The organism is Mycobacterium florentinum, from assembly GCF_010730355.1.
GTDB classification, from domain to species: Bacteria; Actinomycetota; Actinomycetes; order Mycobacteriales; family Mycobacteriaceae; genus Mycobacterium; species Mycobacterium florentinum.
The window spans coordinates 3,265,720-3,278,918 of the sequence record NZ_AP022576.1 but is presented as its reverse complement, the minus strand read 5'-3'; the positions used below and the strand labels follow the sequence as shown (position 1 = coordinate 3,278,918).

Below are 13,199 nucleotides of genomic sequence, written 5' to 3'. Positions count from 1 at the left end.
CCTGGCGGCGATTCCGGTTTGATTGTCGACATTTCTCGACAACTATGGCGGCCACTGAGAGGTTGTCGAAATCAGTGGACACCGTAGGAGGTAAAGGCTTTCACCGATAACTTGCCGATGGTGTACCGCCGCTTATAGTGATGCACAACACTTTTCGATGTGTCGCGCATTGAGACAGTCGACGCTTTTCGACACCCTACGTTTTGCCGAATTCGGAGGTTCACGTGTCACAGCCAACAACGAGTAGCGATACGCAACGCGGTCCTACCGCGCCAATCGCACTGTCGCAACCGTCCAATAATGGCCATACAGTAAACAATTCGACTTCGGTGCACGTCGATCCCGTCCCGGACGAGGCGCCAACGACGCCGAATCTGTACGACTTCGCGCGAGTGCAAGCCTCGCCGGAGTTCCAGGACCTCGCGCACCGGCTGCGCCGGTTCGTCTTTCCGATGACGGCATTCTTCCTGGTCTGGTACCTGGCCTACATGCTGCTCGCCACGTATGCGCACGCGTTGATGGCCACAAAGGTGTTGGGCCACATCAATCTTGGTGTAGTGCTTGGCTTCGGCCAATTCGTCACTACCTTCGGGATCACCGCGCTCTACGTGAGATTCGCCGCCCGAACGCTGGATCCGCGAGCCGCGAAGATCCGCGCCGACCTCGGCGGAGCGGGCGCGTGACCGCCACCTTCGCGGCTGCCAACGTCGGGAATCCGGCGATCAACATCTCCGTCTTCGCGGTGTTCGTGGCCGGCACCATGGCGTTGGTGGTCTGGGCCGGCCGCAGTACCAAGAAGCCCAGCGATTTTTACACCGGCGGCGGTGAATTCACCGGGGCGCAAAACGGATTCGCGATCGCCGGCGACTACCTGTCGGCCGCGTCGTTCCTCGGCGTATCCGGCGCCATCGCGGTCTACGGCTACGACGGATTCCTCTACTCGATCGGCTTCTTGGTGGCGTGGCTGGTAGCGCTGCTGCTGGTTGCCGAGATGCTGCGCAATACCGGCCGCTTCACGATGGCCGACGTGTTGAGCTTCCGGCTGCGCGAACGCCCCGTCCGCATGGCCGCCGCGGTGTCGACGTTGACGGTCTCGCTGTTCTATCTCGTCGCACAGATGGCCGGCGCGGGCGGACTGGTCGCCTTGTTGCTCGACGTCAAAAGTGAAGCGGGCCAGTCGACTGTGGTCGCGATCGTCGGCGCCCTGATGATCGCCTACGTGCTCATCGGCGGAATGAAGGGCACGACGTACGTGCAGATGGTGAAGGCCGTTCTGCTGGTGACGGGCGCGGCGATCATCTTCGGGCTGGTCGTGATCGCGGTGCGGGGCAACTTCTCCCAACTGCTCGCCAATGCCCAAGGTGTGGTGGATCATTCGAAGAACCACGCGGTGGCCGGCCACAACATCCTGGAGCCGGGTGCGAAGTACGGCGCGACCGCAATCACCAAACTGGACTTCCTGTCGCTGGGCATCGCGCTGGTGCTGGGCACCGCCGGACTGCCGCACGTGCTGATGCGCTTCTACACGGTCCCCACCGCCAAGGAAGCACGTCGCTCGGTCACCTGGGCGATCGGCGCGATCGGAATTTTCTACCTCTTCTCGTTGGCCATCGGCTACGGCGCGGCCTGGTTGGTCGGCCCGGACGTGATACTCGCGACCGCCGGCAAGGAGAACTCCGCCGCGCCGTTGCTCGCATTCAAGTTGGGCGGAACGATCTTCCTCGGCGTGATCGCTGCCGTCGCATTCGCGACGATCCTGGCGGTGGTGGCCGGCCTCGCGATCACGGCGGCCACGTCGTTCGCCCACGATATCTACGCCGGTGTGATCAAGCGCGGCAACGCTTCCGAAGCACGGCAGGTGCATGTCTCGCGCATCATGGTCGTGGTGATCGGCATCCTGGCCATCGTGCTCGGGATCCTCGCGATGGGGCAGAACGTGGCCTTCCTGGTGGCGCTGGCATTCGCCGTCGCCGCCTCGGCCAACCTGCCGACCCTGCTGTACTCGTTGTTCTGGAAACAGTTCAACACCGCCGGCGCCCTTTTCAGCATCTACGGCGGGCTGGTCAGTTGTCTGGTGCTGATCATCTTTTCGCCCGCGGTCTCCGGTAACCGCTCGGCAATGTTCCCCGGCGTCGACTTCGCCTGGTTCCCGCTGGCGAACCCGGGCATTGTCAGCATCCCGCTGGCGTTCGCCCTCGGCATCGTCGGAACGTGCGTCGGGCGACGCCGGCCCGAGGACCGGGCCAAACAAGCAGAGATGGAGGTCCGATCCCTCACCGGCGTCGGCGTGGAAAAGGCGCTCGTCCATTGACGGGAGAGACACGCGATGTGGGCAGAGCTGGTCGAAGCCGGGCTTGAACCGAAGGAGGCGCGCTTCTACCTGGCCGCGCTCAACATGGACTCGGCAACCATTGCCCAGCTCGCCGAGGCGTCGCGGATCAGCCGCACCAACGCCTACGACATCGTCAAACGCCTTGCCCAGCGTGGCTTGGTCTCACTGATCGAGGGCGGCAGCCATCGCGACGACCCGAAAGCCGGCGGACGTCCCAGAACCATTGTGCGAGCGGCGGATCCGCAACGCCTGCTGGACGAATGGAGTCAGCGGCGCCGGGTCCTGGAATCGGTGGTGCCCCAACTGCGCGCCTTTCATGCCAAGGCCGGCACGGCTCCCCGGGTGCGGTATCTCGAGGGCGCGAGTGGTATCAGGACGGCGTTGTTGGAGACCTTGGACTGGCCTTCGCCGCTGCGCGGCGTCCTGTCGATGCGCGACTTGTTGAGCGTGCCGGGAGTCGAGGCGATGCAGGAGTACATCGCCGGGCGCCGTGAGCGTCAATTGTGGCTGCATGTGTTGCGGTCACCCGAGAAGGATCTGCCCGGCGGCTGGCCCACCAGTTATGACGACTATCGCCGCGCCCGGTACGTGCCCGCCGAATACCTCTTCACGATGTCGATGATCATCGGCGACACGTCGGCGGCGATGATTTCGTCCCAGCGCGAGAACTTCGCCCTGGTGGTCGAGAGCCTCGAGTACGTCGAGATGCACCGCAACTTGTTCGAGGTGCTGTGGGCTGTCGCCGCCCAAGATCCGCCCGCGCGGGCCCCAGAGCTGCCATAACACCTGGCTACGGCCGATTTCGAGGCGAGAACTTTCGCCGGCCCGGCGACTATGTATAGCATCATACATAAGGTGAGAGGGGCGCGATGCGAAGTCCACGCGAGCGGATGGTGATCTCGGCCGCGCTGCTGATCCGGGAACGGGGCGCGCACGCCACCGCGATTTCGGACGTGCTGGAGCACAGCGGCGCACCGCGCGGCTCGGCCTATCACTACTTCCCGGGTGGGCGAACCCAATTGCTCTGCGAGGCGGTCGATTACGCCGGCGAGCACGTCGGGGCCGTCATCGACGAGGCCGACAGCGGCCTCGACCTGCTGGACACGCTGATCGACAAGTACCGCCGGCAGTTGCTCGACAGCGACTTTCGGGCCGGCTGCCCGGTCGTGGCGGTCTCCGTCGAATCCGGGGACGAGCAGGACGGCCAGCGGATGGCGCCGGTCGTCGAGCGAGCCGCCGCGGTGTTCGATCGCTGGAACGGCCAGGTTGCCCAGCGCCTGATCGCTGACGGCATACCCGCCGTGCAGGCCAGCGAACTGGCGGTGCTGACGATGTCGGCGCTCGAAGGGGCCATCGTGCTGGCCCGGGTGCGGCGCGACGTGGCGCCACTGGATCTCATCCACCGTCAGCTGCGCAATTCGCTGCTGGCCGCCTTGAAGAAGTAGCCCGAAAGGAAGTCCCGCGATGGCCGCTGAGTGGCAGTCGACCGCATGCATCCTCTGCGAATGCAACTGCGGCATCGTCGTACAGGTCGAAGATCGCACGCTGTCGCGTATCCGCGGCGACAAGAACCATCCCGCGTCGCAGGGCTACACCTGCAACAAGGCGCTGCGGCTGGACCACTACCAGAACAACCGCGCTCGCCTGACCTCCCCGATGCGCCGCCGTGCCGACGGCAGCTACGAAGAAATCGATTGGGAGACCGCGATTGTCGAGATCGCGGAGGGTTTCAAGCACATCCGCGACACCTACGGCGGCGACAAGATCTTCTACTACGGCGGCGGCGGGCAGGGCAACCACCTGGGTGGGGCCTACAGCGGCGCCTTCCTGAAGGCCCTGGGGTCGAAGTACCGCTCAAATGCGTTGGCGCAGGAGAAGACCGGAGAAGCATGGGTCGACGGACACCTGTACGGCGGCCACACCCGGGGCGAGTTCGAGCACGCCGAAGTCTCGGTGTTCATCGGCAAGAACCCGTGGATGTCGCAGAGCTTCCCCCGGGCCCGGGTGGTGCTCAACGAGATCGCCAAGGACCCCGATCGATCGCTGATCGTGATCGACCCCGTCGTCACCGACACCGCGAAGATGTCCGACTTCCACCTGCGAGTGCGACCGGGCACCGACGCGTGGTGCCTGGCCGCACTGGCGGCGGTGCTGGTTCAGGAAAACCTGTGCAACGAAGCGTTTCTCGCTGAGCACGTGCACGGTTTCGATACTGTGCGCGACGCGCTGCGCGACATCTCGATCGCTGACTACGCGCAGCGTTGCGGGGTGGACGCGGAGCTGCTACGGACCGCGGCGCGGCGCATCGGCACCGCCGAAAGCGTCTCGGTGTTCGAAGACCTCGGAGTTCAGCAGGCCCCCAACAGCACCCTGAGCTCCTACTTGAACAAGCTGCTCTGGATCTTCACCGGCAACTTCGCGAAAAAGGGTGGCCAGCACCTTCATTCGTCGCTGGCATCGCTGTTCAGCACGGTTTCGGGGCGCACCCCCGTCACCGGGGCGCCCATCATTGCCGGGCTGATTCCGTCCAACGCCGTGCCCGAGGAGATCCTCACCGATCACCCGGACCGGTTCCGGGCGATGATCGTCGAAAGTGCCAATCCCGCGCACTCGCTGGCCGACTCGACGGCGTGCCGGGAGGCCTTTCAATCCCTGGAACTGATGGTGGTCGTCGACGTTGCGATGACCGAGACCGCTCGACTGGCGCACTACGTGTTGCCCGCGGCGTCCCAGTACGAGAAGACCGAGGCCACGTTCTTCAATTTCGAGTTCCCGCACAACGGCTTTCACCTGCGCCGGCCGCTGCTCAAGCCATTGCCGGGAACACTGCCCGAGCCGGAGATCTGGACCCGGCTGGTGCGAGCACTCGGAGTGCTCGACGACGCGGACTTACGGCCGCTGCGCGATGCCGCCCAACAGGGTCGCGAGGCATACGCCGAAGCATTCCTGAATGCCGTGGCCGGCAATCCGACGATGGCCCGCCTGGTCCCGTACGTGCTCTACGAAACCCTGGGGCCGACGCTGCCCGAGGGTATGGCCGGGGCCGCCGCCGTGTGGGGGCTGGCGCAGAAGACGGCGATGACCTATCCCGATGCGGTGCGCCGCGCCGGGCACGCCGACGGCAACGCGCTGTTCGACGCCATCCTGGACAACCCGTCGGGAGTCGTCTTCACCGCGCACAACTACGAGGACGACTTCGCGCTGATCACCCACTCCGATCACAAGATCGCGGTCGAAATCCCGGAAATGCTCCACGATTTACGGGCGCTGTCCGACGCGCCGCCGCAACTGACCACCGACGAGCTGCCCATCGTCTTGTCGGTGGGCGAGCGGCGCGCCTACACCGCCAACGACATTTTCCGCGACCCGTCCTGGCGTAAGCGCGACGCCGACGGAGCACTGCGCGTCAGCGTTGAGGATGCCCAGGACCTCGGACTCGTCGACGGCTGCCGGGCGCGCATCACCACCGCGGCCGGCAGCGCCGAGGCGACCATCGAGATCACCGAGACGATGTTGCCCGGACATGCGGCCCTGCCCAACGGTTTTGGACTCGACTACATCGGGGAGGATGGAAAGACCGTCGTCCCGGGCGTCGCCCCGAACGCGCTGACCTCGACCGGGTGGCGCGACTCCTACGCCGGGACGCCCTGGCACAAGCACGTGCCCGCGCGGATCGAATTGTGCCGAGCAGACGCAAAAGCTCACGTTTAACGGCGTGTCAGGGTGCTTTTGCGTCTGCTCGCGGGAAAAGGCGACCCCTAGTTCCAGATCCTGACCCGGCGCTGCGGCGCCAGGAACAGCGCGTCGTCCTCGGCAACGTCGAAGGCCTCGTAGAAGGCGCCGACGTTGCGGACGACGCCGTTACACCGGAACTCAGGCGGCGAGTGCGGGTCCACGGCGAGGCGTCGAATTGCTTCTGCCTCACGGGATTTGGTGCGCCACACCTGCGCCCAGCCATAGAACACCCGTTGCACGCCGGTCAGGCCGTCGATCACCGGGGCGGGCTCGCCGTTCAGCGACAGTTGGTAGGCCAACAGCGCGATGGACAGTCCGCCCAGGTCGCCGATGTTCTCGCCGACGGTGAAGGCACCGTTGACGTGGTGGGCACCGTCGAGCTCGCGGGGGATGTAGGCCTCGTACTGCTCGATGAGCGCCTTGGTGCGGGCCCCGAACTCGCTGCGATCGTCGTCGGTCCACCAGTCGACGAGATTGCCGTCGCCGTCGTACTTGGCGCCCTGGTCGTCGAAGCCATGCCCGATCTCGTGCCCGATCACCGCCCCGATCCCGCCGTAGTTGGCGGCGTCGTCGGCCTGGGCGTCGAAGAATGGCGGCTGCAAAATGGCTGCGGGGAAGACGATCTCGTTCATCCCCGGGTTGTAGTAGGCGTTAACGGTCTGCGGCGTCATGAACCATTCGTCACGGTCCACCGGCCCGCCAAGCTTGGCCAGTTCGCGGTCGTGGTTGACCGCATACCCGCGCAGGTAGTTGCCGTACAGGTCGTCGCGGTCGATCACCAGCGCGGAGTAGTCGCGCCACTTCGCGGGGTAGCCGACCTTGGCGGTGAACTTGCCGAGCTTGGTCAGCGCGCGCTCCCGGGTCTGCGGCGTCATCCAGTCCAGGTCGCTGATGCTGACCCGGTAGGCCTCCCGCAGGTTGTCTACCAGCGCGTCGATGCGCTCCTTGGCTTCCGGCGGGAAATGCCTTTGCACGTACAGCTTTCCGACGGAATCGCCCATCAGGTTCTCGACCAGCGAAACCCCGCGCTTCCACCGGGCCCGGATCTGTTCGGTCCCGGTCAGCAGGCGGCCGTAGAAGTCGAAGTCCGCCGCGACCAGGGCGCCGGTAAGCCACGACGCGCGGGCGCGGATCAACCGCCACCGGGCCCAGCGCTTCCAGTCCTCGAGGTCTTGGCCGTCCCATAGCGTGGCGAAGGCAGTGAGGTAATCGGGCTGGCGCACAACGACTTCCGCGACGGCCTGGGGGGTGCTGCCCAGCGCGGTGATCCACCCGGTCCAGTCGAAGCCGGCGCCCTCGGTCTGCAGTTGTGCGAAGGTGCGCAGGTTGTAGGTCAGGTCGGCGTCGCGGCGCTTGACCACATCCCAGTGTGCGGCAGCAAGTTTGGTCTCCAGCGCCACGATGCGGGCCGCGGTTTCGGCGTGGTCCGCCGCCTCCCCGCCGTACACCAGGGCGAACATCCGAGCGATGTGTCCCGGGTAGGCCGCGAGCACCTGGGCGTGCGGCTCGTCGCGGTAGTACGACTCGTCGGGCAACCCGATGCCGGATTGGTTGACGTGCACCAGGTAGCGGGTCGAGTTCTTGGCGTCGGTGTCGATGTAGACGCCGACGCCGCCGCCCACCCCGGTGCGCTGCAGGGTGCCGACGACGGCGGCCAGGGCGGCCGCATCGGCCGCGCCGTCGATGGTAGCCAGCTCGTCGTGCAGCGGCTGCAGGCCACGACGCTCGACCGCGTCCTCGTCGAGGAAGCTCGCGTAGAGGTCGCCGATGCGCTGCTGGTCGGTGCCCGGCGCGGCGCCGCTGTCGCTCGCTTCGATGATCAGGTCGCGGACCTGCTCCTCGGCCTGGTCGAACAGGATGCGGAAGGCTCCGTCGGTGGCGCGGTCCGGGGGGATCTCGTAGTCGGCCAGCCAGCGACCGTTCACGTAGCCGAACAGGTCGTCTTGGGGACGGGCATTTTCGTCGATGTGGCTCAGGTCCAGGCCCGAGCGTGTGGCCGCATACGTCACCCTGCCATCCTTACCATCTTCTGCGCGCCGGGCGCCTGCTGCGCCGACTGCGACCGGCGGCCGGGTAACCTCGCGCCCATGCCTGACGGCGAGCAAACCGACGCGGCGACCGACGTGGACGAGCAGGACGCCGAGGCCAGCGCGGCGGAAGCCGACGACGCCGAAGACTCCGACGCGGTGATTTTTTCTCCGTTCGGGATCGCCTCCGCGGTCCTCGGCGTGCTGTCGGTCGCCGCGGTGGTGCTCGTCGGGATCATCTGGTCCGACCACCGTGCGGACTCGGCCGAACGCACCTACCTGAGCCGCGTGATGCAGACAGCCGCCGATTGGACCGGCGTGCTGATCAACATGAACAGCACCAACGTCGACGCCAGCCTGCAGCACCTGCACGACGGGACCGTCGGCGAGCTGAACACCGACTTCGACGCGACGGTGCAGCCCTACAAGCAGGTGGTGGAGAAACTGCAGTCGCAGAGCAGCGGGCGGATCGAGTCGGTGGCGATCGAGACGGTGCATCACGACCTGGACAGCCAACCGGGTGTCGCGCGGTCGGTGGTCACCACCAAGCTGCCACCGTTCGCCAGCAGGACGGATTCGGTGATGCTGGTCGCGACGTCGGTCAGCGAGAACGTCGGCGCCAAGCCGCAGACGGTGCACTGGAGCCTGCGCCTCGACGTCTCCAACGTCGACGGCAAGCTGCTGATCTCTCACCTGGAGTCGATCCGATGAGAAACCTCTGGCGGCTGCTGGCCTTCGACATCCTGGCGCCGGTGGCCACGGTCGGCGCGCTGCCGATGATCGGCGTCATCCTGGACTGGCCGCTGTGGTGGGTGTCGGTGTGCTCGGTGCTGCTGGTGCTGATCGTCGAGGGGGTGGGGGTCAATTTCTGGCTGCTGCGCCGCGACTCGGTCAGCGTCGGCACCGACGACGAAGCGCCCGGGCTGCGCCTGGCCGTCGTCGCCCTGTGTACGGCCGCCCTGTCGGCCGCCGTGCTCACCGGCTACACCCACTGGACCAGCACCGACCGCGACTTTAAGAAGGACTCCCGGGACGTGGCCCAGGTCGCCAGCGGGATGGCCGAGGCGATGGCGTCGTTTACTCCGAGCGCCCCGAGCAGCTCGATCGACCGGGCCGCGGCGATGATGGTGCCCGAGCGCGCGGACGCGTTCAAGCAGCAGTACCAGAAGACCAGCGCCGACCTCGCCCAGCGCAATGTCACGGCGCAGGCCTCGACCCTGGCGGCCGGAGTGGAGGCGCTCGGGCCCACCGCGGCCAGCGTGGCGGTCATCCTGCGGGTAACCCAGAACACGCCCGGTCAGCCGCCCAGTCGGGCGGCACCGGCATTGCGGGTGGCACTGGTCAAGCGGGGCGGCGACTGGCTGGTGAACGACGTGCTGCCGATCAACGCCCGCTGACGGCTCAGTCGGCGTCGGGCGTGGGCTCCGACTTCACTTTCACGAACCGGTCCGAGAGCCGGCGGATCCGGATCATCAGCGAGGCCGACGGGCTGACGCTGCCGTCGAGGTAGCTGGCCAGATCCTCGGCCGCCACCCCGATGCGGGCGGCGAATTCCTGCTGGGCCAGGCCGGATCGCTCGATCAGCAGCCCCACGTGGCGGGCCACCTCGGCGCGTTCGTTGGCCTCCAGGTGGACGCGGGCGCGCTCCAGCACCTCCCACAGCGCCTTGGAGATGCCGTACGGGCGGGTGCCCTCGAGGACTTCCTCGACCTGACGGGCGGTGCGGCCGAACGGGTCGCGCTTGAGCGCGGCGGCGATCCGCTTCCAGGTCTCGATGTCACCGCCCTGCAGCGCCGAGCGGATGGCGGCCGTCGGCCAGAACTCGACCGGCTGATCGAAATCGTGCGGACGAGTTTCGGCGGCGGGCTGCTGGGGCGGCGGCACGCGTCGTCGGTCGGCTGCCAACGTCACCTCGCCTCCTCCAGCATTGCGACGGCCACGGACAGGCAGCGCTGCCTGACCTCATCCCAGTCTGCCTTGGCGTCCGGTTCCGACCAATGATCGTCAGACAGATCGGAAGGGTGCGGATCCGCGAGTTGACGGACCAACTCGGAGGCGATCCATTGCTGCTTGGGCGGTTGAGAACAGTAATACCTGTCCATTCCGGCGAGCACCACCGCGGCCGTTTCCGGTTCTAATGTGTCCACCATGTCAGCAAATTCGGCGAAATCGCGGCTGCTGTTACGGCACATGATCAGGTAGCCCTTGAGGCGCAGCGTCTCGGCACCGGTCGGGACCTGTAGCCGGTCGCCGGTGGGCAACTGCACATTGGTGGTTTCCACCGGGCTGCGACGGGCGTATTCCGGCCGACCGCGGGTGCGAGCACCGGCCTCGAGCGCATCGATGGCAACCGACAACCGGCCCCGCCACAGGGTGACCGGATGCACCGGCCGCTCGCCCCACGGCATGGCCCGGGAAATGCCGTTGCGTGCGGCCAAGCCGTCGACCAGCTTCTTGGCGCCGGACGCGGCCTTGGTCTGACCGTTGCCGCCGAGCGTGATCGCGACGGCGTCGTCGTCGGCGATGTTGACCTGGTGCGGAATCTGTCCGGGGCCCTGGCCGCGCGGTTCCTCGGCGTCCTTGCCGTTGCGCCCGCAGCCGGTGAACGCCAGCGGATCGGCCACGGTGATGGCGTCGGGCGCCAAGTGCCTGAGCTTGGCCGCCGACTTGAGCACCATCCGCAGGTCCGCGCTGGGCGCGGTGAGCGCCGAGATGTCGTCGGGAATGACGACGACGTCGCCGAGGTCGACCTCGGGCAGCGGCCGGTCGAAGTCGACCGACGGCAAGACCTTGCGCAGCCACCCGGGCAGCCACCAGTTCCACTGGGCGAACATCGCCATCAGCGCCGGAACCAGCACCAACCGCACCACGGTGGCGTCGACAGCGATCGCGACGGCGCACGCCACCCCGATCTCGGCGACCAGCGGCATGCCGGCGAACGCGAACCCGATGAACACCGCGATCATGATCAGGGCGGCGCTGGTGATGGTGCGGGCGCTGGTGCTGACGCCGTACGCCACGGCGTCGCGGGTGTTCCCGGTGCGCAGGAAGCGTTCCCGGATGCGGGTGAGCAGGAAGATCTCGTAGTCCATCGACAACCCGAACGTCATCGCCAGCACCAGCGGGGGAACGGTGCTATCGATCGACGTGATGTGGGCGAAGCCGAGATCCCTCAACCAGCCCCATTGGAACACCATGACCAGGCTTCCGTAGGCCGCGGCGACCGACAGCAGCGTCATCAGCACGCCCTTGAAGGCCAGGAACACCGAGTGGATCGACAGCAGCAGCATCACGAACGCGATCGCCGCCACGAACAGCAGCACCAGCGGCTCGGTCGCCGACACCCGATCGTCGAAGTCCTTGATCAACGCCGTCGGCCCGCCGACGTCGACGCGCGCGGTCCCCTCGCTGGGAACCTGCGGTAGCTGGGCGCGCATCCAGTCGACGGATTGCCGGGCACCCATGTCCTCGGGATCGACCGACAACACCGCCGACAGCAAAGCACTGCTGTTGTCGTCGGCGAATTGCGGCGGGGTGACCGAGGCGATGTGGGGGGCCTGCGCCATGCGCGCCCGGATGGCGGCCAGCGTCTGGCTGTGTTCGGGTGCGGACGCGCCGCCGTCGGGGAAGCTCACCATTACCTGGATCGGACCGAGCGCCCCGGGCCCGAGGGCCTCGGATGCCCCGGCGACGCCGGCCCGGATCTCGTGCGACGAGTCGAATTGGCGCAGCAGGCTGTTGCCCAGCACCATCGACGCCGCCGGCGCCGCCATCACCAGCAGCACCGTCGCCGCCGCGATGGACGAGATCCACGGCCGGCGCATCACCGATCCGACCCAGCGGTTCCAGAACCGGGACTGCGTGCTTTCCGGTCGCCGCGACCAGTGCAGCAGCATCGAGCGCTTGGCGGCCGCGCGGCCGAACGTCGCCAGCGCCGCGGGCGTCAAGGTCGTCGACGTCAGCATGGCGACCGCGACGGCCATAATCGCCCCGGTAGCCATCGATTTCAGCGCCGGGGTGTTGATCAGGTAGATGCCGGTGAGCGAGGCGACGACCGTCAGCCCGGACAGCACCACCGCCAGCCCGGAAGTCGCCATCGCGGCGTCCACGGCTTCGCGGTGCTGGCGGCCGGCCCGCAATTCCTCGCGGAATCGCATCAGGATGAAAAGCGAATAGTCCACGGCCAGCGCGATGCCGAACATCGACACCGTCGAGGTCACGAACACCGACATCGTGGTGTAGGCCGACAAGAGATAGACCAGTCCCATGGTCACCACGACCGTGCACACGCCGAGGGTCAGCGGGATGGCCGCGGCGGCCAGCGAGCCGAACACCGCGAGCAAGACGATCAGGATGATCGGCAGGTTCCATTGTTCGGCTTTGGCGATGTCGTGTTTGGTGTTCGCCGCCGCGGCCGCACTGAGCGCGCCCTGCCCGATGACGTAGAGCCGGACCCGGCCATCCGCGGTCTGCCCGGACTGCTCGCCCTTGACGCCCACCTTTTGCCGTAGCCGTTTGGCGATGTCGCTGGTGCCCGCGTTGCGGGAGTCGAGCCGCAGGGTCAGCACATAGGGCCGGTCGGGCTGCGGCGGGCGCTGCGTCGGGTTGGTTTTCTCCGTGACGCCGGGGAATTCGCCGATGATCTGCCGCAGCTGCGCCACGGCATTGTTCATGTCGTCATAGCTGGCGTCGGGGCGCGGGGCGGCCACCAGGGCCAACGACGACGCGCCCAGGTCGTGGTATTGATCCTCGAGCTGGTCGTGGACCTGCAACGACTGCGAGCCGGCTACTTCGAAACCACCGCCGGTGAGATTCCCGGACTGCGTCAACGCCAAATAAATCGCCGGGACCAATGCCAGCAACCAGCCTGTGAAGACCAACCATCGGTACCTGCGCAGGCTGCGGCTGAGGCGCATCATAAACTGCTGGATTTCAGGCTCCCCGAATATCTCGCTTACGCGTGAGGGCGACGATACCGCAGCAGCCTGTGCATTAGTTCGGCTTAACGAATTCGTGAGCTGCGCAGACGGCTCCGTGGCCGAGTCGCGGCCAAGTCGTTGCCGACCGGTGACCAAGCGGATCTCGGTCACACCAGGTGGCAGGGC

General features: G+C 66.8%; 10 protein-coding genes. 7 read left to right on the top strand and 3 right to left on the bottom strand.

Features of this window, described 5'->3' with window-relative positions; genetic code table 11:
* The first annotated feature begins 329 nt into the window (after positions 1-329).
* From G6N55_RS15490 to G6N55_RS15470, 5 genes are all read left to right on the top strand, one after another.
* Complete coding sequence (locus tag G6N55_RS15490; RefSeq protein ID WP_085222457.1) at positions 330-683, top strand: DUF485 domain-containing protein; 354 nt, start codon at positions 330-332, stop codon at positions 681-683.
* Positions 680-2,311 carry a solute symporter family protein gene (locus tag G6N55_RS15485; protein ID WP_085222458.1) on the top strand — a complete coding sequence of 544 codons (1,632 nt, stop codon included), beginning with the start codon at positions 680-682 and terminating at the stop codon, positions 2,309-2,311. Before G6N55_RS15490 ends, G6N55_RS15485 begins: the two co-directional genes overlap by 4 nt.
* Before the next feature lie 15 nt (positions 2,312-2,326).
* Positions 2,327-3,115 carry a TrmB family transcriptional regulator gene (locus G6N55_RS15480; protein WP_085222459.1) on the top strand — a complete coding sequence of 263 codons (789 nt, stop codon included), beginning with the start codon at positions 2,327-2,329 and terminating at the stop codon, positions 3,113-3,115.
* 86 nt (positions 3,116-3,201) lie between these two features.
* Complete coding sequence (locus G6N55_RS15475; protein ID WP_085222460.1) at positions 3,202-3,777, top strand: TetR/AcrR family transcriptional regulator; 576 nt, start codon at positions 3,202-3,204, stop codon at positions 3,775-3,777.
* A 19-nt stretch (positions 3,778-3,796) separates the two neighbouring features.
* Positions 3,797-6,043, top strand: a complete 2,247-nt coding sequence (locus G6N55_RS15470) for a molybdopterin-dependent oxidoreductase (RefSeq protein ID WP_085222461.1) — start codon at positions 3,797-3,799, stop codon at positions 6,041-6,043.
* A gap of 47 nt (positions 6,044-6,090) precedes the next feature.
* Here G6N55_RS15470 and G6N55_RS15465 read toward each other — a convergent pair whose 3' ends face one another.
* Positions 6,091-8,076, bottom strand: coding sequence for a M13 family metallopeptidase (locus G6N55_RS15465; RefSeq protein ID WP_085222462.1), 1,986 nt, complete (start codon positions 8,074-8,076; stop codon positions 6,091-6,093).
* Between the two features lie 78 nt (positions 8,077-8,154).
* Between G6N55_RS15465 and G6N55_RS15460 the strand changes: the two genes are divergently transcribed.
* The gene (locus G6N55_RS15460; protein WP_085222463.1) at positions 8,155-8,805 is read left to right on the top strand and encodes a hypothetical protein; all 651 of its coding nucleotides are present in this window, start codon (positions 8,155-8,157) and stop codon (positions 8,803-8,805) included.
* Complete coding sequence (locus G6N55_RS15455; RefSeq protein ID WP_085222464.1) at positions 8,802-9,491, top strand: hypothetical protein; 690 nt, start codon at positions 8,802-8,804, stop codon at positions 9,489-9,491. The genes G6N55_RS15460 and G6N55_RS15455 overlap by 4 nt, the downstream gene beginning before the upstream one ends.
* A 4-nt stretch (positions 9,492-9,495) precedes the next feature.
* Here the strand turns inward: G6N55_RS15455 and G6N55_RS15450 are convergent, their stop codons facing one another.
* Together G6N55_RS15450 and G6N55_RS15445 are read right to left on the bottom strand one after the other, a co-directional pair.
* Entirely contained in the window at positions 9,496-10,005 is a 510-nt protein-coding gene (locus tag G6N55_RS15450) for a transcriptional regulator (protein ID WP_085222465.1), read from the bottom strand.
* Entirely contained in the window at positions 10,002-13,013 is a 3,012-nt protein-coding gene (locus G6N55_RS15445; RefSeq protein ID WP_085222466.1) for an MMPL family transporter, read from the bottom strand. Before G6N55_RS15445 ends, G6N55_RS15450 begins: the two co-directional genes overlap by 4 nt.
* Positions 13,014-13,199 lie beyond the last annotated feature (186 nt).